Annotated in this window: 21 protein-coding genes and 1 pseudogene; 4 read left to right on the top strand and 18 right to left on the bottom strand. The window is 47.3% G+C overall.

The window, feature by feature from the left end:
- Positions 1-29: 29 nt before the first annotated feature.
- Genes dprA through ylqF form a run of 3 tightly spaced genes read right to left on the bottom strand, consistent with a single transcriptional unit; the run spans position 30 to position 2,489 of the window.
- Positions 30-845, bottom strand: coding sequence for a DNA-processing protein DprA (dprA, locus tag BVJ53_RS11350; protein ID WP_129302493.1), 816 nt, complete (start codon positions 843-845; stop codon positions 30-32).
- Positions 846-889: 44 nt separating this feature from the next.
- Entirely contained in the window at positions 890-1,645 is a 756-nt protein-coding gene (locus BVJ53_RS11345; protein WP_129302492.1) for a ribonuclease HII, read from the bottom strand.
- Positions 1,629-2,489, bottom strand: a complete 861-nt coding sequence (gene ylqF / locus BVJ53_RS11340) for a ribosome biogenesis GTPase YlqF (protein ID WP_129302501.1) — start codon at positions 2,487-2,489, stop codon at positions 1,629-1,631. Before ylqF ends, BVJ53_RS11345 begins: the two co-directional genes overlap by 17 nt.
- A gap of 588 nt (positions 2,490-3,077) precedes the next feature.
- On the opposite strand from ylqF, the gene BVJ53_RS15350 reads away from it, so the two are divergent.
- Together BVJ53_RS15350 and BVJ53_RS11335 are read left to right on the top strand one after the other, a co-directional pair.
- Entirely contained in the window at positions 3,078-3,317 is a 240-nt protein-coding gene (locus tag BVJ53_RS15350) for a hypothetical protein (RefSeq protein ID WP_238150171.1), read from the top strand.
- Between the two features lie 72 nt (positions 3,318-3,389).
- The gene (locus BVJ53_RS11335) at positions 3,390-3,983 is read left to right on the top strand and encodes a hypothetical protein (protein ID WP_238150170.1); all 594 of its coding nucleotides are present in this window, start codon (positions 3,390-3,392) and stop codon (positions 3,981-3,983) included.
- 93 nt (positions 3,984-4,076) lie between these two features.
- Here the strand turns inward: BVJ53_RS11335 and BVJ53_RS11330 are convergent, their stop codons facing one another.
- From BVJ53_RS11330 to BVJ53_RS11300, 7 genes and pseudogenes are all read right to left on the bottom strand, one after another.
- Positions 4,077-4,412, bottom strand: a complete 336-nt coding sequence (locus tag BVJ53_RS11330) for a DUF6176 family protein (protein ID WP_129302491.1) — start codon at positions 4,410-4,412, stop codon at positions 4,077-4,079.
- A gap of 91 nt (positions 4,413-4,503) precedes the next feature.
- A pseudogene (locus BVJ53_RS11325) lies at positions 4,504-5,945 on the bottom strand (S41 family peptidase).
- On the bottom strand, positions 5,914-6,156 hold the full coding sequence (locus tag BVJ53_RS11320) for a YozE family protein (protein ID WP_129302490.1): 243 nt from the start codon (positions 6,154-6,156) through the stop codon (positions 5,914-5,916). Before BVJ53_RS11320 ends, BVJ53_RS11325 begins: the two are co-directional and overlap by 32 nt.
- A 2-nt stretch (positions 6,157-6,158) precedes the next feature.
- Positions 6,159-6,677, bottom strand: coding sequence for a peptide-methionine (S)-S-oxide reductase MsrA (msrA, locus tag BVJ53_RS11315; RefSeq protein ID WP_129302489.1), 519 nt, complete (start codon positions 6,675-6,677; stop codon positions 6,159-6,161).
- A 24-nt stretch (positions 6,678-6,701) separates the two neighbouring features.
- Entirely contained in the window at positions 6,702-7,343 is a 642-nt protein-coding gene (locus tag BVJ53_RS11310) for a YpmS family protein (protein ID WP_129302488.1), read from the bottom strand.
- Positions 7,344-7,348: 5 nt separating this feature from the next.
- On the bottom strand, positions 7,349-8,194 hold the full coding sequence (locus BVJ53_RS11305; RefSeq protein WP_129302487.1) for an SGNH/GDSL hydrolase family protein: 846 nt from the start codon (positions 8,192-8,194) through the stop codon (positions 7,349-7,351).
- A gap of 365 nt (positions 8,195-8,559) precedes the next feature.
- Entirely contained in the window at positions 8,560-9,402 is an 843-nt protein-coding gene (locus BVJ53_RS11300) for a DegV family protein (protein WP_129302486.1), read from the bottom strand.
- Positions 9,403-9,595: 193 nt separating this feature from the next.
- Between BVJ53_RS11300 and trhA the strand changes: the two genes are divergently transcribed.
- Positions 9,596-10,237, top strand: a complete 642-nt coding sequence (gene trhA / locus BVJ53_RS11295) for a PAQR family membrane homeostasis protein TrhA (RefSeq protein WP_129302485.1) — start codon at positions 9,596-9,598, stop codon at positions 10,235-10,237.
- Positions 10,238-10,377: 140 nt separating this feature from the next.
- Here trhA and BVJ53_RS11290 read toward each other — a convergent pair whose 3' ends face one another.
- The 5 genes from BVJ53_RS11290 to BVJ53_RS11270 all read right to left on the bottom strand — a co-directional run bounded on the left by BVJ53_RS11290 (position 10,378) and on the right by BVJ53_RS11270 (position 15,719).
- Positions 10,378-10,869 carry a dihydrofolate reductase gene (locus BVJ53_RS11290; protein WP_129302484.1) on the bottom strand — a complete coding sequence of 164 codons (492 nt, stop codon included), beginning with the start codon at positions 10,867-10,869 and terminating at the stop codon, positions 10,378-10,380.
- A gap of 106 nt (positions 10,870-10,975) precedes the next feature.
- Positions 10,976-11,926 (bottom strand): thymidylate synthase, encoded by a 951-nt coding sequence (locus BVJ53_RS11285; RefSeq protein ID WP_129302483.1) that lies wholly within the window; start codon positions 11,924-11,926, stop codon positions 10,976-10,978.
- Between the two features lie 27 nt (positions 11,927-11,953).
- The gene (locus BVJ53_RS11280; RefSeq protein WP_129302482.1) at positions 11,954-13,846 is read right to left on the bottom strand and encodes an ABC-F family ATP-binding cassette domain-containing protein; all 1,893 of its coding nucleotides are present in this window, start codon (positions 13,844-13,846) and stop codon (positions 11,954-11,956) included.
- Between the two features lie 95 nt (positions 13,847-13,941).
- Positions 13,942-14,397 carry a hypothetical protein gene (locus BVJ53_RS11275; RefSeq protein WP_025013426.1) on the bottom strand — a complete coding sequence of 152 codons (456 nt, stop codon included), beginning with the start codon at positions 14,395-14,397 and terminating at the stop codon, positions 13,942-13,944.
- Between the two features lie 125 nt (positions 14,398-14,522).
- Positions 14,523-15,719, bottom strand: a complete 1,197-nt coding sequence (locus tag BVJ53_RS11270) for a CCA tRNA nucleotidyltransferase (protein ID WP_129302481.1) — start codon at positions 15,717-15,719, stop codon at positions 14,523-14,525.
- Positions 15,720-16,136: 417 nt separating this feature from the next.
- Here BVJ53_RS11270 and BVJ53_RS11265 point away from each other — a divergent pair, with 417 nt between their 5' ends.
- On the top strand, positions 16,137-17,015 hold the full coding sequence (locus tag BVJ53_RS11265; protein ID WP_129302480.1) for a YitT family protein: 879 nt from the start codon (positions 16,137-16,139) through the stop codon (positions 17,013-17,015).
- A 9-nt stretch (positions 17,016-17,024) separates the two neighbouring features.
- Here the strand turns inward: BVJ53_RS11265 and BVJ53_RS11260 are convergent, their stop codons facing one another.
- The 3 genes from BVJ53_RS11260 to der all read right to left on the bottom strand — a co-directional run bounded on the left by BVJ53_RS11260 (position 17,025) and on the right by der (position 20,539).
- Positions 17,025-18,293 carry a tetratricopeptide repeat protein gene (locus tag BVJ53_RS11260; protein ID WP_129302479.1) on the bottom strand — a complete coding sequence of 423 codons (1,269 nt, stop codon included), beginning with the start codon at positions 18,291-18,293 and terminating at the stop codon, positions 17,025-17,027.
- A 429-nt stretch (positions 18,294-18,722) separates the two neighbouring features.
- The gene (locus tag BVJ53_RS11250) at positions 18,723-18,998 is read right to left on the bottom strand and encodes an HU family DNA-binding protein (protein ID WP_003658248.1); all 276 of its coding nucleotides are present in this window, start codon (positions 18,996-18,998) and stop codon (positions 18,723-18,725) included.
- A 233-nt stretch (positions 18,999-19,231) separates the two neighbouring features.
- Positions 19,232-20,539: a ribosome biogenesis GTPase Der gene (gene der / locus BVJ53_RS11245; RefSeq protein WP_129302478.1), complete on the bottom strand. Its 1,308-nt coding sequence runs from the start codon at positions 20,537-20,539 to the stop codon at positions 19,232-19,234.
- Between the last annotated feature and the right edge of the window lie 42 nt (positions 20,540-20,581).

Below are 20,581 nucleotides of genomic sequence, written 5' to 3'. Positions count from 1 at the left end.
CTACTATAGAAAGGGCATTTTTTGGCACTTTATGGGTAATAATGCAGATTCTCGATCAACGTTTTCGGACCGGTCACAATTGCTGCGCCTGCCTGAATTAGTGCATTGGTTCCAGCGCCTAAACGCTCGCCAAAACGATTGGGCAAAGCAAAAACTTCACGATTATGCTGCAGGGCATAATTGGCCGTGATCAAACTTCCGCTTTTGATTTCCGCTTCAGTCACCATCACCCCGTGTGCCAAACCAGCAATAATCCGATTACGCGCCACAAACTGAAATCGTTGCGGAGACGTTCCAGGCGGGTACTCGCTCACAATCAACCCAACGCGGCCAATTCGTTCCTGCAACAAGCGGTGCTTAGCCGGATACACTTGATCAATGCCATTGGCGATCACCGCAATCGTCGGCAAGTCGGCTGCAAGCGCCGCCTCATGGGCCATACTGTCGGCGCCGGTTGCCAAGCCGCTTGCAATCGTTATTGCCGGCAGTTGCGGGAATAATTGCGCCAAGGCGGCCGCGGAATAACCGGTGGCCTTCCGCGAACCAACAACCCCCAGCGTCAATTGCTGAAATAACTTTATCTGACCGCGATAAAAAAGCACCAGTGGCGGCTGGGGAATTTCACGCAGCCGTGGTGGATAGGTAGCATCGACATAAGTGACGTAAGGTGACTGCCGCGCTACCGCCAATAAAGGTTCCACCGACTGAGTCATTTTCTTGTCAAGTTCACGTTGGAATGCCGTTAAATCGGCTTTTGCATGAATAGCTTCCTCCAAAGCGACCGCCAAACGCGGATTCTGATGGGTCGCCAGATGCCAAGTTAATAAAAAGTCGCGTAATGTCATGCCAGAAGTTCCTCCTGTCAATACATTACGCGACTTAACGACGATCACTTCAAACAATCACGCACTGGCCCGAAACTGCGCCGGTGAATCGGCGTAACGCCATGAACTGCCAAACCTGCCAAGTGTGCTTTCGTTCCGTAACCCATATTGTGCTTAAAATCATAGCCAGGATAAACCTGGTCATACATCACCATCAGCCGATCCCGAATCACCTTCGCAACAATGCTAGCTGAAGCAATGCTAATACTATTGGCGTCGCCTTTTATTAAGCGCTCCTGCGGCAAATCGACCGGCACATGCATCGCGTCTACCAGCAAAAACTCCGGGGCAACGCGTAAGTGACTCACCGCCTGTGCCATCGCAAGTTCAGTCGCATGGTAAATATTCTCCCGATCGATCTCGCAATTGTCGGCAATGCCAATGCCAACCGCGATGGCTTCCGTCAAAATGTGCGGGTATAACACGTTGCGTTCATGAGCCGTCAGTTGCTTTGAATCATTCACCGGCCATTGAAAATGATGCGGCAAGATGACCGCTGCTGTCACAACCGGACCAGCTAGCGGCCCTCGCCCTACTTCGTCTAACCCAGCAACATACTGATACGTTCTCCATAACTGGCGCTCATACCTACTGCGATATCGTAATGCCACCTCCTCGGCCGCGCGATGATCCTCGCGTCGTTGATAGGCTGCCAGCAGTTTACCCGCACCAATGCGACTATCATTTTTGAGCGCCGTCAAGATTGCCGGATCAACATGATCGACCTGCAACAGCGCCTTATACTCACTCAATGTCGGCATCAGTCTCACCAGGCTTTTCCAAGGTAAACCGGCCTAATTTCCCCTGCCGTGCATCGAAAATCAGCCGTTCCGCCATTCGATTGAATTCTTCTCCGAATCCCTGCGTCTTTGTCAGCTTCACCAACAAATCATGCGGTGCGGCTTGTAAGTCGGCATCTGTGAGATGGTAGGCTTTTTTCAGGGCGTCCGGATAATGTGCCATAAAATAAGTTAAGCCATACAACCCAACCACATCCTCTTGGAATACAGCGTCGGCAATCGCACCAGTAAACGCCAGACGCATCCCGATCGTCTGTGAGGCAAATTTAGGCCACAAAATCCCGGGGGTATCCAGCAACTGAAAATTATCACTCGCCTTTAGCCATTGTTGATTCTTGGTCACACCGGGTTTGTTACCGGTGACCGCAATATTGCGATGAACCAGCCGATTCAGTACAGTTGATTTGCCGACGTTGGGGATGCCAATACACATCGCCTTGATCATGGGATTGCGAATCCCTCGCGCCTTCTTCCGCGCAATTTTCTCCGCCATCAATTTGGTGGCCAACTGGGGAATCTGCTGCAGCCGTTTAGCATGTTGCGCATCAATCGCAATCGCGGCAAAGCCTTGATCTTGATAGTATTGCACCCATTCGCGTGTCAAGGTTGGATCCGCCAAATCTTGCTTATTGAGGATCACCATGCGCGGCTTTTCGCCAATGATTTCATCTAACATGGGGTTGCGCGATGACTCAGGCGTGCGCGCGTCAACGACTTCAAGAATGAGATCGACTTGTTTAATTTTTTCCTGTACCTGTTTACGGGCCTTCGCCATGTGACCCGGGAACCATTGAATTGCCAAGATTTTCAGACTCCTTATAGACAAAAAAGAGTTGCCTGTTTCTGTATCGTGCAAAGTTTGTTTAAAACTTAATGCTAAAAGATACCACTATTCATGGTACACGAGAAAACAGGTACTGCCAATGCAACTTTGCTTGACAGAGGGGGGTATTACCAGAAATTAGTCACTCCTATTATTTTTACAACCAGTCGATTTCATGATATACTTTTTCCAAGTTGAAAAGAGACCACCGAGTTGCGCCTCGACGGCCTCAAGCGCAGTTCAGAAGACTGGGTCAAAGCTAGTTCTTACGAGCCGGCTTTTTTAGTATCTGGCGAGCCTTGACGTAATTGAGATACGCCTTGGACAAGATCCAGACAGCAATGGCGAAATCAACCATCGCGAACCCTTCAGTCACTCCGATTTTGCATTGACCTCACCTCCGCCTTCAGATAAATAGTTGAGGGGTGATGTCCAGCAAAACTGCTGGGCTAGATATCTTTCGAGAGCTACCCTCGTGATGCTAGCTTATCGTTAATATAGCAAATTACTAAGACATAACATAGACTTTGCTCCAAAACTTCAATCAAACAACTAAGCGAGGAATCCAGCATGGCACAACAACCACTTAGAAGGATTGAAAGTATGATCCAGAAATTCATGGTCTCACCCATACCAGAGAAACTGTTGCCCTATATCGACGACGATACGATCGAAGGTACGTTAGAAAAGTTTGGTACGGCCATGTATATGCAGACGGGGCGGGATTGCACAGGCTGGACAGACGTCAATCGAATTTTAAGCGTGATGGAAAACCAGCTTACACCTTTTCACTCTGACTCAGTCCAGTAAGCCTGCCACTCGGCGATTATTCAGCTTTTTCTGACCTTCGTCGTACAACCTCGTTTGAAAAACCCTTCTACTTTGATCAAGGGAATTCAAACGCTTGCGCATCAACAAAACGTCACGGTTACTGATGATAATTTCGACATTGATAAATTGAAAGTAATTGCTGGTATTGATCAATCGCCAACAATCCCTGAAGTAAAGTTTGCGGCGGCGAGGGGTATTAAAATTAGTTTTGAAGGCGAATATGTTATGCGAATCGAAAGACCTGAACGATTACCGCATGCTACCCATTTAGGTAAATATGACTGGAAAAGCCTCACAGCTGAACGTACAACCACACAAGGCTTCTGGTTCGCCTTGGACTTGGTTGAACGAAAAAAGGATCTGACTGCCAAGAACGTTTATGGCATGCCACCCCCTATCTTCATTGCTTTGGTAACGACCTTTTATACCGCCATGTATGCTGACGCAATTGAAACGCCCAAACGCTGGTCCTCTCCTGCACTTGAGCTTCACATGCAAAAGACACGAAACGAGTTACCTAAATCAGCATGGAAACGCTATTGGCAGGTCGTTGATCTTGTCATCAGCAGTTTAAGAAACAACCAAACACTGGCAGCAAAACAGGCGGACGAGCTTGAAGGCGTTGTGATCAACGCGCGACCTTAGCTGACAATTTCAAAAATTAACCGCGACACATCCAAAAGCTGCGAAATTTCTCGAGAAATCAGAAACTTCACAGCTTTTGTCTTGGACATTTATTCACTCGCTAATCATATCCGGATTAACAAATTCATTTTCGAGCCGAAACTTCAAGCTTGGAACCGTTTCATCAATACATTCACGCCAAAAAGCGACATGAACCTGATCAATTGGGTTGGTACTTTCAGCAACATCAGGACTCGGTGCTGTTTGTTCAGAATACCAGCACAGATATAGCCGATCATTGAACGAAAGCGAAAAGATTCGCTCAACGGTAATGTGTTCCGGTGCCAAGGTTGCATTGACGGCATCCTGATGTTCCTTTAAAAATGCCATCCATTCCTGCGCGCGCTCAATTTTGTCGAGATACACAGCAAAGCCTTCTAACTCAATCAATGTTGTTCACTCCTATGATTATTTCCTTAACCTTACAGAAAAGCGCACGCCCAATCAAGGCATGCGCACATCTAAACAACTTCAATCTAACTTACTTCGTGACTTCCCGCACCGCAGCTTTCACCATCGGATCATCTTTCGTTAGCTGATCACTCAACTTCTGTGCAAGGGCTGCCAGTGTTTCCTGATCGGCCGTTCCGGTTGCGTTGAGTTTGTTGGCTTGCTGGAAGGATTTGACGGCAGCTTGAGTAGTATCGTCATACTGGCTGTTAACTGTGACTGAACCTACTTTCAAAGCCTTCAACATTTGCTGCAAAGACTTCACATCGCTACCTTTGTCGCCAGGCTTGAGCTGGGTCGCATTGATTAACGTGATTTTGGCCGCAGCCGGATAGTCGACCTTCACATCAGGCGTTAAGCCTTGTGGTTGATCCATGTGCCGTCTGGTGTGAGCCATTTGGCAACCGTCAGCTTGAGTTCCTTGTTGCTGCCCATTTCGCCAACGTTTTGAACGGTCCCTTTGCCAAAACTCTTTTCACCGACTAACGGGATATTGCGGTTTTGGTGCAAGGCCGCTGCCGTGATTTCGCTGGCTGAAGCCGAATTGCCGTCAATCAGCACCGCGGTTTTCTCGGTGATCTTAAAGCCGCCATCGAGTTTCTTACCAGCTTTGTAAACCTCTTTAGCGCCGTTTCGGTCTTCAACTTGCATCACGGTTTGCCCGTTCTTGCAAAACATCGAACTGATCGACAAAGCGGCCGTCATCATGCCGCCGGGATTTTGACGCAGGTCAAGCACAAATGACTTTGCGCCTTCTTTACGCAATTTCTTAACAGTTGCTTTAAATTGCTTCACAGTCGGTTCACTGAACGTGGAGATCGTGATGATACCAACCTGCTTATTTTCCGGCGCAAGCTTGCCAGTCACGGTATCAACCGTAATCTTCTTGCGCTTCATGGAAAATGTTGCCTGCTTGTTACCGCGCTTGACCGTCACTGCAACGGTGGTTCCGATTTTACCGCGAATTTTGTTGACCGCTTGCGTAACGGTTTTTTTGGCGACATCTTTCCCGTCAACTTTGAGCAGAACGTCCCCTACCTGCATGCCTGCCTTTTTGGCGGGCGTGTCTGGCAAAATGCTGGCAATCGACAGGCTGTCGTGATTTTGTTGAATCGTGGCGCCAATTCCGCCAAACGAAGCAGAGATGGTGTCGTCAAGGTCGGTTTTGTCATTGTTTTCCAGAAAGACCGAGTATGGGTCGTCAAGCGTCCCCAACATTCCCTTGATTGCCCCGTCTGCCAGCTTGGTTGTGTTCACCTTTTTGTAGTAATTATTAGTGACTGTTTCGTACGCGGAAACAACTGGCGCCAATGCTTTAGGGATGCCGGTTTTCAGCACACTTTGTTGGGCCTGCTGATACGACAAGGCATAGCCGCCTGCTGCACCGCCGCCAAGCGCAACCACAAAAATCACGATGACCGCCCACAGTGGAACCTTGTGTTTATTGATGAGAATCGCCTCCCGTACTCTCACTGGCTTGATAATCGCGGTATGTTTCGTCAAAGATTGCCATCGTTGGCAGATAATTGCCGTTTAATTCCAGGTAATCACTTAGCCGATGGTAATCTTTCTCCTGTTTCGGAAAACTTTGATCCAAAAAGGCGTTCTTGGCAAACTCGGCAATTTCACCGTGGTCGTTGGGATTCCGCAGTGTCATAAGATATTCGTAAAAAGTCCGATGCATGATTAGTCCTTCCAGTTTTTGTCAATAAAAGCCTGGCGTTGGGCATGTTCCATCGCATACCGCCGCGGATTTTTGGCGTAAAATTGCTGATGCTCCGGTTCCGCCGGATAAAAAGGCTTGGCCGGTTCAATCTGGGTCACAATCGGATCGGTGAAGCGTCCACTTGCCTCTAGCGCTGCCTTCGATGCTTCGGCAGCTTTGCGTTGCGCCTCATCTTTCACGAAAATAACCGGCCGATAATTGTCGCCACGATCCTGAAACTGTCCCATGGCATCAGTCGGATCAGTTTGTTGCCAATAGATTTCCAGCAATGCCGGATAGTCAATAACGTCTGCATCGAAAGTGATTTCAACCGCTTCGGTATGGCCGGTCGTATGCGAAGAAACCTGTTCATAAGTTGGATTAGGCACATGACCACCGGTATAGCCGGAAACCACATTTAAAATGCCAGGTTGTTCCTCGAAGGGTTCAACCATGCACCAAAAACACCCGCCGGCAAAAATAGCAGTTTCTTTTTTCATGTTTCATCAACCTCTTTCTAATGGTTACGACTCATCAGGCAGATAAACCGCAAATTCAAGATCGTCATTGGTGAGATCCAATTTGGTGGCCTTTAACGTCATCCCATTTTGGAGTTTAAATTGGCTCAATTTTAGCACAACAGTTCCGGCCTTACTATTCAGACTTACCCAGCGCGGGATTTTATAGCTATTACCGATATAGCTCATAACAAAACTGATCGGCACTGGTAACGCACCAACATTCAGATCCTTCGCTTTAAGAAGCACATCGCCGTTTTTCAGAACTAATGGGTCAAACGTTAACTGAAATTTAACTGAGTTACCAAGAAATTTGAACTTACCGCTTAGTGCTGCTTCGTTCGTACCTAACGTCACCGTATATTTGACATTGCTGTCACGCAAGTAATCTTTTAAGTAGTGGGCCATAATGCGATTGGCACTGGCTTTGGTGAGCTTGACGGTAAAAACCGACTCATGTGTAGTTGTAACGGTTCTAGCGGTTGTGTTGATGTTCACTGGTGTCAAAATTGTTTTTGCGAACCAGATACCGGTTCCCAACATCAACCCGACTAACACAAGCAATAACCATTTCCACCAATTAATGCCGGTCTTAATTTTTTTCTGTTGCGTCGTGTTCCGCTGACGTGATCGTTTCTTTGCTTCCATCCTGATTACTCCCACTCTTTCTTTGTTGCCTGTATTTGTTTCATGAGCTGCTTCGTCATCTGGGCATAACCGGCATTATTGGGGTGAAAGTGATCCTGAGAGAAAATAAGCGGATTACCTTCACCGGAAGTTGCTTCTTTAAGCGCCTCTTTAGCCGAAGACTTGTTTGCCGCAGTGTCTCCGCTTGACAAAACACTGTCAATATCTACGTAGTAAACGTCCTTAAACTGATGCAAGGTTTTTTGAGTGGCCTGATTCCATGCAGTGACGCTATTGGTCATGGCCGTCATTTTTGGAAAATAAACGTAAAATGGGTTATAAATGCCGAAAACGTAAATCGGCGCGGATGGGTTTTCCTTGCGAATCGTGGTAAGCAGCGTTGTCAGACGTTTTTGAAACGCGACACTTCCGGCAGTAATTTGCTTTTCGGACAACGTCAAAAAATGCTTTTGGAGGACATGCATTAAATCATTTCCACCGACAGTCATGGTAATGATATTGGCGCGTTTCAGGTCAGCACGAATCTTGGGTTGTTTATTGATACGGTTAAGAATTTGCGTGCTAGTGTCACCGCTAACCCCGTAATTTTTCGTGGTCACCTGGTACTGGCCCGATGCTTCTAAATCGCTTTTTGTTAACCCGACATAACCACCATTATTGGTTGCATCACCGACACCATAAGTTAACGAATCGCCAACCGCCGTCAGCTGGATATGCTTAGGCGTGCTCGAGGCAACTTTAACCTCACTGGGATTGGTTGCCGGTCCAAACAGCTGCCACCCGCCAAACGCCAGCAGGCAGGCAACAAGCACAACGCTACAAGCTATAAAAATATTTTTTAATTTAGCCATATTGCCTCCCATGAACGCATGTTTTGTTAGTCATAATAGATTATTGTACTTGACCGTGGGTGAATAAACAAAGGTGAATGCTTTTTGATAGATTCTTATGGTATCGGTACCAGTTGTTTGGCAGGTTTTGATGGTAGGGTTGGGTTAGCGGTGTTCAATTGCGGGCAAATGTGTATTGGGCTTTCGCTTTCTATAACGCACTCACAGGCGCAGGAGCCTACACATAAGGACCTCAAGCCTAAATGGCCAAAGATCAGCCATTTAGCTTGAGGCCACTTAGGCTCCGGCTCCTAACCGCACCGGTTCACGCTCACAATAAAAAAGGCCGACGCCTCTGCGCCAACCGATTGAAGTTTATTTTAAATTTAATCAACGTAATAAATGATCGCAATGGCACCGGGACCAGTATGGGTTGCAATGACCGGATCAGTTGGCCGCACCAGAACCGGAACGCTTGGTAAGACTTCCGCAATGCGCTTGCCAACGTCCTCACCTAACTCGGTTGCGCCTGCCGTTGAAATGCCGACACTTTTAATATTCGGCATTTTAGCCATTTGACTGATCGTTTCAGTAATAAAGTTATTAATGGTCTTCATGCCTCGGCCTTTGCGTAGCGCTGACAGCTCACCTTCTTTCAATTGCAAAACAACTTTGATATTCAAGAAAGATGAAATCAAACCGGAAACGCGACTAATCCGTCCGCCTTTAACCAAGTTATCCAGACTCGTTACGCCTAAAACCAACGTTGTGTTGTCGCGGATTTGCTTGATTTTGTCAAGAATTGCCTGCAGATCCTTACCGGCCTTTGCCATTTCCGCAGCTGCCAAAACCTGAAAGGCAAGCCCCCGATCCGTCGATAGCGAATCGACGACCGTCACCTTGCCCTTTGCAAGCTGCGCCGCCTGCCGTGCAGAATTCACTGTTCCGCTAATGGTCTCCGTCATATGAATCGCCAGCACCTGGCTCCCATCAGCAGTCAATTTATCGAAAACATCCGTAAAGGTGCCGATTGCCGGTTGGGAAGTTTTGGGCAGGTTCTGCGCCGCTGCCATTTCATCCATAAAGTCTTCCCGAGTGATCGTTTCACCGTCAATGTAAACCGTATTGTCAATCATAATAGTCAACGGGACAACCGTAATATGGTACTTGCTAATCTCTTCTGGGGTCAGTTGAACGGAAGAGTCCGTGACGATCTTGATATTTGCCATGTCTGAGCCACGCTTTCTGTTAGGTTCGTCTACTTTCACATTATAGCAAACTCCCCAATCAATGTCAGTATACATTACCTAGTTATCATAACTACATTGTGTTGTGTTGTAAACCGCAACATGGTAGAATTTGATACGAAGCAGTGATGGTCGCATTCAAAAATTTACGCGGCCGTCATCAAGGAGGTTGGCAATGCGCGTGTCAAAATCAAGCCATTACGAATTTAACAATGAAATGTTTAGTGCCATCACCCATGCGTTTGCACTCGGCTTGGCCGTGATGGGAACTGTCCTTTTGGGCGTTAAAGGGGTACATAGTGGTAATCGGATCGAATTGCTCAGCCTCATTGGGTTCGGCATTTCGCTGATGTTGCTTTACACCGCTTCAACTGCTTTTCATGGTTTTTATTTTAGCAAGGCCCGCCATGTTTTGCAGGTGTTAGATCATTCCGGCGTCTTCATTTTAATCGCTGGTTCCTACCTGCCTTACTGTTTGGTAGCTATTGGCGGAAAACTGGGGACCGGTCTTTTGATCGCCATCTGGGCCTTATGTCTCGGGGGAATTGGCTATAAGCTCTTTTTTCTGAACCGCTTTAAACATTTGGAAACCATGATTTACGTGGTGTTAGGTTGGCTCTGCGTGATCGGCATGGTCCCGCTTTGGCATCACCTTGGTCCGGTTGGATTTGGTCTATTAGTGGCTGGTGGTCTGGCTTACACTGGCGGCGCTATGCTCTACTTGCAAAAAGGCATCCCATACATCCACGTTATCTGGCATCTCTTCGTCATCCTTGGCAGCTTGTGCATGTACTTATCAATTTACTTTTATCTGTAAATCGAAAACAGCCACGCAAAAACGTCTCTTCCACAATGATGGAGAGACGTTTTTGCGTGGCTATTGTTGCCGTGATTTTTTCCTCGGCACGTTTTGCTGGCAAATCATACATCAAGAGTTACCGAACTTACCGCATTAAATTAAGCTTTCTTTTTCCAAACTTCATACGTGTGGGTCAAGTCTGGGTTGGCGTCTTCAACGGTACGGCTGGATACTTTAGTGAAGGCATCCCAGTCCAACGGGATCATTTTTGTATCACCATCAAAACTTCCGTCCAATCGCGTGACCAACAAGGTATCAACGTCATCTTTAAAGGCCGTAAAGATTTGCGCGCCGCCTGCGATGACAAGATCCTGGTCAGGGTGCTGCTTAGCGTAAGCAAAAACCTCAGAGACATCGTGCAGCACCACGGCTCCTGGCGCCTGATAATTGGCTTGATAGGTCAAAACAACATTCGTGCGCTCAGGCAGCGGCCGCTTCGGAAAGCTTTCGTAAGTACGCCGCCCCACAACCATGATTTTTCCCACTGTTTGTGCCCGAAAATAATGTAAATCATCTGGCAGATGCCAAGGTAAACGGCCGTCCTTACCGATAACGCCATTGCGATCCTGTGCCCATAAAAATTCGGTCATATACAACTCCTCCTTGATCGTTGAAAAATCCCCAAGTCCCTAGATAAGCAACTTTGCTATCAATGGTCAAACCGGACCCTACCCTACGAATCTCCTTACAAGCCAGTCAAACCGCGACGGGCGCTTTGATGGCCGGGTAAGGATCATAGTTCAGCAGTTTGATATCTTTCATCTCAAAATCAAAAATATCGTGCTTATCTGGATTTAAAAACAATTTTGGTGCCGGACGCGGGGTGCGTGTCAGTTGTTCTTTAATTTGATCAATGTGATTGACATACAGATGTGCATCGCCGAATGTATGAACGAACTCGCCGACTTTTAGCCCGCACTGATGCGCGACTAAATGCGTCAATAGCGCATATGAGGCAATGTTAAAAGGGACACCCAGAAAAATATCGCCTGACCGTTGGTAAAGTTGCAAAGACAACTTACCATCATTAACATAAAACTGATAAAGCGTGTGGCAAGGCGGCAATGCCATGGTCGGAACATCCTCGGGATTCCAAGCTGACACAATCAAGCGCCGCGAGTATGGATGGTTCTTGATCTGCTCGATAACATCCCCTAGCTGGTCGATGGTTTGCCCGGTACTAGTGCGCCAGGCACGCCACTGGGAACCATAAACCAAGCCTAGATCGCCATATTTCGCAGCGAAGTCATCATCAGTTAACACCTTTTCATCGAATTTGGCCATTTCTTCCTGATAAACTTTTGCAAACTCAGGATCTTTTACCCGGCGATGACCAAAATCCGTCATATCCGGCCCATGGTACTCCGGGCTGCCAACCCACTTTTCAAACGCCCATTCATCCCAAATGTGGTTTTTGTGTTGCAGTAAGAACCGAATGTTGGTGTCGCCACGCAAGAACCATAATAGTTCACTTTTAATCAAACCAAACGGCACTTTTTTAGTCGTCAGCAACGGAAATCCCTTGCTGAGATTAAAGCGCATTTGATGCCCAAAAATACTGTAAGTTCCGGTGTGGGTCCGATCGGGTTTGAAATGTCCTTCATCCAGGACTTTTTTTGCAAGATCGAGATATGGCTGCTCTAACATCGTCTTTCCCCTTCTATCGTTCATTGCTCATACATATTGATCCAGCTCGGCGAATCGGTCGAACTTCTGGTCAATCGTCTGGTTGATTTTGTCAATTTTTGCCTGAAGATCACCTAATTTAACGTAATCTTCGCCGTTGACATCCGCCATTTCCGCCTTCACTTTGGCCAAGCGCTCATCTAGTTCATCAAGTTCTTGTTGGAGTTTATCATACTCTATTTTTTCAGCGTATGTGAGCTTCGACTTCGCTTTCGGCGCAACTTTTTCCGGTGCCGGTTTGGATGTGGCAAGCTTAGGCTTTGGTGTTGCCGATTGCGCGGCTTGTTTGGCCAGGTAATCGGAAAATTCACCCACGGCACTGTCAATCTGGCCATTACCAATGAAGATCAGCAACTGGTCGGCCACTTTATCAAGAAAATAGCGATCATGCGATACGGTGATCACGGTGCCGGGAAAATGATCCAGATAGTCTTCCAAAACAGTTAACGTTGCAATATCCAAATCATTCGTCGGTTCATCCAACAGCAAAACATTCGGTTGTCGCATGAGCACCTGCAACAAATACAACCGCCGCTTTTCACCACCGGAAAGTCGCCCGATTAACGTGCCATGCATACTGCGCGGAAACAGAAACTGTTCCAGCATCTGGGTCACTGATACCCGCTGACCATCTGCTTGCACAACTTCTTCGCCGACTTCCTGTAGATAGGTAATGATCCGTTTATTTGGATCGAGATCGGTATTCATCTGGGTGTAATATCCCAACTGAACCGTTTCACCTAACGAAATCGTGCCGCTATCCAGTTTCTGCTTGCCAGCAATAATATTGAGTAAAGTGGACTTGCCGGCGCCGTTTTGTCCGGTAATACCAATACGGGTTCCCGGCTGCACCAACCAGTTAAAATCATTTAATATGACCTGATGACCGAAACTCAGGTTGGCGTGATGCATTTCGATGACTTTTTTGCCAAGGCGTGTACTGGCAATCTGGATCGAGTCCAATTGTTGATCAGGCGCAGGGGCATCCTCTTTAGCCGCTTGCAGCTCTTTGAATCGATTGATCCGCGCCTGTTGCTTGGTTGACCGTGCTTGGGCGCCTGCGTGCATCCAAGCCAATTCCTGACGATAAAGTTGCATCTGTTTGTGATTAGCTGATTTCTCGGCTTCCAGTTGATCAGCCTTTTTGGCAACATATGCCTGATAGTTGCCTTGATACTGGAAAAGTTGGCCGCGATCCAGCTCAAAAATGCGGTTGGTTACGCGATCCAAAAAGTAGCGATCATGAGTGACCACGATTAAGGCGCCGCGATAATTGCTTAAATATTTTTCGAGCCAGGCAATGGAATCAAAGTCGAGATGGTTCGTCGGCTCATCCAACAGCAAAAGATCAGGTGATTCAATTAAAACCTGCGCCAGACCAACCCGCTTTTGCTGCCCGCCGGAGAGATTGCCGACACGGGCCGACAAGTCGTCAATATGCAACTGTGTCAGAATCGTCTTAATATCGGTTTCAGCCGACCATGCGTCTTCCTGGGTCATGCGGGCGTCGGCTTTGGTGTAGGCATCGGTTTTCGCTTGATTCAGCGGATCCTTGGTGTAAGCCGCCAATGCCCGTTCATATTGCCGAATAGCTTGAAAAACCGGCGAATCTCCGCGATAGATGGCATCCATAATCGGCAAATTAGGATCAAGATCAGGCACTTGGGCCAAATAGCTGATGCGGTAATTCTTCGGCGTTTTAACCGTGCCGGCATCTAATGCTTCCAGCCCGGCTAAGGCGCGAATCAACGTAGTCTTTCCGGTACCGTTCACCCCGATCAATCCGATCCGTTCGCCTTCATTGACTAGAAAATCAATTTGTTTGAATAATTGTTTGTCACCGTATGCCTTACTCAGGCCCTCTGCTGTTAGCGTCTGCATGTTGTCCCTCATTTCCTTTGTATCGTTGTCCATCTTAGCAAGAAGCAAAGCACAAGAAAAGGCCGACTCACTTGTCGACCTGCCTGTTTGCTGCCTTAAATCCGCGGATATTCATCGTCCACGGTATGTTGGGCATCGATAACGATGTAAAGATGGCCATTCTTGGCGAGCTTGCTGGTTTGATACTCATTATCAAGCCCGCTCGGATCTTTTTGCTTAAACGGGAAGTATATTTGAACCTGCTTTTTGGCTTCAGCGTCGAATACCAAGTCCATTTTTTCAATGTCCTGATATTTCGTAGCGCGGCCAAACATCCCCATTTCAAGTGAACCGGTATTGATATCGCTTGATTTGACATGATCGGCTTCCGGTAAAATCTCAACCTTAAAGCTCTTGCAAGGATGAATTTCCTGAATCTGGCCGCCGTGAATCCGCCCATAACTGGTGGTCACCCGGCTGATCCAGACATCGGCCAGCTCATCATGCTGGACCGTCCATTCATCACCATTACGAAAATGAAAAACCAATTGTTCAAAAACATGTTCTGCCATTAGAAATCCCCCTTCACGATCACATCAGCATCAAGGTTGGTCAGAAACTTTTGGGAAGCCTTGCGACCACCCATTAATCCTGACGTGACGTTGTTGTATGTGCTTACATGCCCATCATAACACACTCACTGCCGTTCTCGAGACATTTCAATTGCTGCAGACAACAACTTTTTGGGATCGTTAGGCAAAACACCAGCTACAACTTGTGATTCAACTTGATGAAGCAGCTTTCCCATCATTGGTCCTGGGCGAACGCCAGCAGCAATGAGGTCACGGCCGGTCAGTGCGAGCTCTTTTTTGGCGTGAATTGGCAGCTGGGCATACGCAGCTGCCAGTGCCTGCTGATCAAAGTCCGGTTTCAGCAAGACTGCTACTTCACCAGCAACTGCCACGGCACGGGAGCCGGCAGTATACAAATCCCAGGCTGTCGGCGTCGGCATTTTAGCCAATAGTGTCACTGTTTGGCTAACCACGGCAATTAAGTCGTTAGATTGCTTCCAGGCTTTTAAGGTCGCTTCCGGATTTAACTTAAGCATAAAAAGTAGCGCGCTCCAACCACTGGCAATGCCGCTAAAAGTGGTGTCCGGCAACTCGCTAAAGTGCCATAAAGCCGTTCGCTGGCCAGCCAGTGCCGGGGCATACGCAAACAAGCCGGTCGTCACAAAGTCTTGAATACCAAACCGTCGATCAATCCCTATCAAAAGCCGATTAAATTCCGCCGCAATCCGTTCTACCGAAATATGCTTTAGCAGCGGAGCATTAGCTGTAATCGCTTCTTTGGTTGCCGGCTCAATGTGAAAACCCAGCTGACTTTCAAACCGGACGGCACGCATCATCCGCAGTGCATCCTCATGAAAACGCTCGTGCGGATCGCCAACTGCTCGCAACTGGTGGTTTTTCAAATCGGTCAATCCATCGAATAAATCAATAATCGTGCCGTCATGGCGAACTGCCAAGGCATTAATCGTAAAGTCTCGGCGTTTGAGATCTTCTGCCAATGACCGGACAAATGTCACGTGATCGGGCCGCCGAAAATCCTGATACCGCGACTCGGTTCGAAATGTGGTAACTTCATATCCTGTCCCATGGTCCAACACCATCACAGTTCCATGCTCGATACCGGTATCGACGGTGCGCTTAAAAATGCGCTTAATCTCCTCCGGGTAAGCTGAACTGGCAATGTCGACATCATGGATCGGCAGCCCTAACAACGCATCGCGCACACTACCGCCCACAAAATAGGCTTCATAACCGGCTGCTTCGATTTTTTTTAAAATAGGAATTGCAGCTTGAAAATCAGGCTGCTTTAAATCTAACTGCATTTACCCTACTGCTATATAAAACGTGGAAGAATGTCTCTTTGACACCAATAAAAGTTTTATATATTTCCTTTCTTGATTGACAATCCTACATTTCATTTAATCCTGTCAACAACGGTATTCCCACTCAGAAATAATTCAGCATGACAGTGACCGCCTCCTGAATTTTAAGGGTATAGCCTACATACAGTACCGATTCAGGCTCTTGTCAATACATTTCGCCAGTTAACTTGGTTTGAACACGCGGACAGCTTCCACTTAATTATTCTGTCCATGTTGTACCGCTTGATTCCATATTATTCGTCATATTTGAGTGCTGTTAACAAACTCCTCTTGTCTTGGTGTTGACCTTACCTCAAAAATACCGCAAGATAAGATTTCTGTTAAAATGAGCTTAAATTCTTTTTTGGGAGGCACCTTATGTCACGCAACATGCGGGTATGTCTGGATCTTTTGATGATCGTTATCGGTTGTGCTTTATACGGATTTGGCTTAGTCTATATTAACATCGCCAACCACCTGGCAGAAGGCGGTGTCACGGGGATTACACTGCTGATTCGTTACTGGTGGCATGTAGATCCGGCTTATAGCACGGTACTGCTTAATATCCCGCTTCTCATCGTCGGTTATAAGTTTCTGGGAAAACGGGCGTTGGCGTATACGATTTTCGGAACGTTGATGTTGTCGGCATGGCTGTGGATCTGGCAACGGGTTCCACTGAGCATCGACATTCATCATGATTTATTCATTTCCGGGGTACTGGCGGGTCTTTTTGGCGGTTTTGGCAGCGGCTTGATTTATCGTCATGGTGGCACAACTGGCGGCACCGATGTTGTGGCCAGAATTGTCGAACAACAAACCGGGGTGCCGATGGGTCGAACGTTGCTCATTTTTGATGCGATCGTTTTGACCATTTCACTGACTTACTTGAATCTTGAATTGATGATGTACACACTGCTGGGTGCCTACGTATTTTCCCGCATCGTCAACTTTACGTTGGATGGGGCGTATGCAGCCAAAGGTGTGCTGATCGTCTCGGATCACAGTCAGGCCATTGCCACGGCGATCATGAATGATCTCGAGCGCGGCACTACCTTTTTGCATGCGGAAGGTGGCTTTGCGCATGACCGCAAGCAAGTCGTTTACGCGGTTGTCGCCTCAACAGAAATCGCCTATACGAAACGGTTAATTGAAGCCATCGATCCCCACGCTTTCATCAGCATTCTTGACGTCCACGAAGCATTAGGCGAAGGCTTCACTTACCAAAAGAAACGGCGACGGCTTCTGTTCGGCCACTAATCACGCGCTTTAATCCGCCTCATCATTGAGTTCATCTAAACGCATTTGCATGTCATCATCGGTCGGTACCAATTTCAGGTAACGAACCAAAGCAGCTTTGAGTTCAGCCCGAGCACCGGTTGACTGGAAGAAATCAATCAAATCATGAAGAAAGTCTGGTGAATCCTGGAAGCGATTAAACGCCAACAGGTAATTCTCCCGGGCTTTTTTTACGTCATCCATCCGATCGTAACTTTTCGCCATATTCCAGTAAATCTGTGGATCAACATCACCGCTGCGATCAATCTGACTGAGAAAATCAATATTTTCCTGATCGCGTTCCTGCTGAACCAAGAAGTTACTCCATGCCAACATATTGCCTTGATCTTCCGGATCTATTTTCAGTGCTTTTTTTAAATAATTCTCGGCTAAATCGGGATTATCTTCACTAAGCGCTAATTTGCCGCCTAACGCGTATAGGTCTGGATTCGTATTATCGACCATGACGCCGGCTTGAACGATGTCTAGGGCCTTGTCAGGCTGATTTTGGGCCTCATACGCACGTGCAAGCGGTAAATAAGCATTTGCATAGCTGGGGTCGGTATCAATCACCGCCTGCAAGTTGGTAATTGCTTTAGCCGGATCGTCCAGTTGCAAATACAAACCACCAAGTTCAAACCGGTCATTTAGATCCAACGCGTCCACCCCAACGTCTTCATAAGCAGCTACTGCGTCTTCATACTGGCCGGTTTGTGCCAGACTGGCCGCTAGCCGCGCTTCAATACTCACCCCGGCAAGTTCCTTGGTTCCGGCGGCAAGAAGCTCGTTATAGGCCGCAATCGCCTGAGGGAAATGTCCCCAGTCAAAATAAAACTCACCAAGCGCAAATGTTACGACCGGCTCTTTCGGTGCTAACTTCTTGGCTTCCAATAACTTCCGCTCGCTGACTTCATACAACCCCAGTGTCTGATAAACATCGGCGGCGCTTACCAGACTTTGGACATAAGCCGGATCACCTGACTGAATGCGACTCAGATAATTCAGCGCAGCATCTGTATCGCCGTCAGAGACCGCAATGTCGGCTAAGGCAGTGGCCAAATCGCCTTGATCCGGATAACGACCTAACAGGCCTTGATACAGCCGCTTAGCCTGACCATTGAAACCCATGGCGTAAAGTTCTTCAGCGAGATTATATTGGGTTTCGTCGTCATCATGTTTCAAAACCTGCGTAAAAAGTTGACGCGCCGTCTCCATCTGACCTGCTTCAAGTGCATCGAGCATTTTTTGTGCGTAACTCATAGCTGCCTCCGTATCTGAAAAGTCAAAACAAATTCATTACACTTAAGTTTAACATGCGTGAGCGTGAACCGGCGCGCTTAGAAGTCGGAGTGTAAGCGGCCTTAGGCGTGATGGCCCGGGCTTAGGCCATTGCGACTATGGCCCTTACACGCAGACTTCTGCGCCGGTGAACGCGTTAATATGAGCGTGAACCGGCGCGCTTAGAAGTCGGAGTGTAAGCGGCCTTAGGCGTGATGGCCCGGGCTTAGGCCATTGCGACTATGGCCCTTACACTCCGACTTCTGCGCCGGTGAAAGCGTTAATATGAGCGTCCTCCGATATTCGAGCCAGCGAACACATCATGACTTATCTCTATCAAAACGCGCAAAAACCGAGTCCACTAAGACTCGGTTTCTGGTGATACTTTAACAGCTGACTCAATTGAACCGTTTATTTAACGGCATCCTTGAGTGCTTTACCAGGCTTGAATGCTGGTACTTTAGATGCTGGGATCTTGATCTCGGCACCGGTTTGTGGGTTGCGACCCTTACGAGCAGCACGCTCACGAACTTCGAAGTTGCCAAAGCCGATTAATTGAACCTTGTCACCCTTTGAAAGGGAATCCTGGATGGAACCGAAAACTGCATCAACAGCTGCGGTTGCGTCCTTCTTGGTCAAACCGGTTGCAGTCGCAACGCTTTCGATCAATTCTGCTTTGTTTGCCATGAACATTTCACCTCCATAGTTGATTAGATGCGTGAACACCTAAACATGTTCATTCCTGACCGCTCAGGAATGAAGAAACAATGATAATTATGTATCACCATTTCAGGTTTAAACATAGCATAGCAAGCCCGCCGTGACAAGGTTTTTGCCAAAATTTTTGTCCGATAATCGCGGATTGGTTATCGAAAATCTCGATTTATTGAATGAAAAGTCATTATCCAACATTGTAAAATTTATTTACGTTGACGGGCAATAACGTGAATCGGCGTCCCACTAAAATCAAATGCTTGACGCAACTGGTTTATGAGAAAACGCTCGTAAGAAAAGTGCAATAAATCAGGATCATTCACGAAAACTACGAAAGTTGGCGGTTTGACGGCCACTTGCGTCATATAATAAATTCGCAAGCGTTTCCCATTAACTGTTGGTGTTGGTGTGACAGTAATGGCATCCATCAACACATCATTCAACACGCTACTCTGAATTCGCCGCGTTTGATTTTCTGAAACTTCAACGATCATTGACGGTAAGCTCTGTAAACGTTGTTTGGTCTTGGCTGAAACAAAAATAATCGGTGCATAATCCAGATATTGGAATTCCTGACGAATCAAATTCTCAAAATCTTTCATGGTGTGATTATCCTTTTCAACCGTATCCCATTTATTCACCACGATAATAATGCCGCGCCCGGCCTCGTGAGCATAGCCGGCGACTTTCTTATCCTGCTCGCGGATGCCTTCTTCCGCATTAAGGACAACCAAAACGACATCCGACCGGTCAATCGCACGTAAGGCTCGTAGCACGGCGTATTTTTCCGTATTTTCGTAAACCTTGCCGCGTTTACGAATCCCTGCCGTATCGATCATGGTAAATGTTTCGTCATCAGCTTCAAACTTGGTGTCAATCGCATCACGAGTTGTGCCTTCAATGGGACTCACAATGACGCGATTTTCGCCCAGAATGGCATTGACAAGCGATGACTTCCCGACATTCGGGCGTCCAATCAGACTGAACTTGATACTATCATCTTCAACTGAATTAGCTTGTTTAGGGAATGCCGCCAAGACAGCATCTAAAACATCGCCCAAACCAATACCATGAGTGCCGGAAAGCGGGAACGGTTCACCGAAGCCTAATGAATAAAAGTCATAAATATCCTGTCGGCGTTCTGGATTATCGACTTTGTTGACGGCTAAAACAACCGGCTTTTTAGCGCGATAAAGTATCTGCGCCACCCGTTCATCAGCGTCAGTGACACCCGCTTCGACACTGGTCAGAAACAGAATGACATCGGCTTCATCAATGGCAATTTCAGCCTGATCTTTTATTTGGGACAAAAACGGTTCGTCGCCGAGATCAATCCCGCCAGTATCAATAACCGCAAATTCTTTGCCTAGCCACTCGCTTTTACCGTAAATCCGGTCGCGTGTGACGCCTGGCGTATCTTCAACAATCGAAACCCGTTCACCGAGAATTCGATTAAAAATAGTCGATTTACCGACGTTAGGCCGGCCGACAATAGCAAGTGTTGGTAAAACCATGCAGTGGCCTTCTTTCTTTCCTGAGGTCTTTCATCAGCGCCT

Origin of the sequence: Lacticaseibacillus chiayiensis, assembly GCF_004123795.1 — a bacterium.
Lineage (GTDB): Bacteria > Bacillota > Bacilli > Lactobacillales > Lactobacillaceae > Lacticaseibacillus > Lacticaseibacillus chiayiensis.
This window is presented reverse-complemented; position numbering and strand designations above follow the sequence as displayed.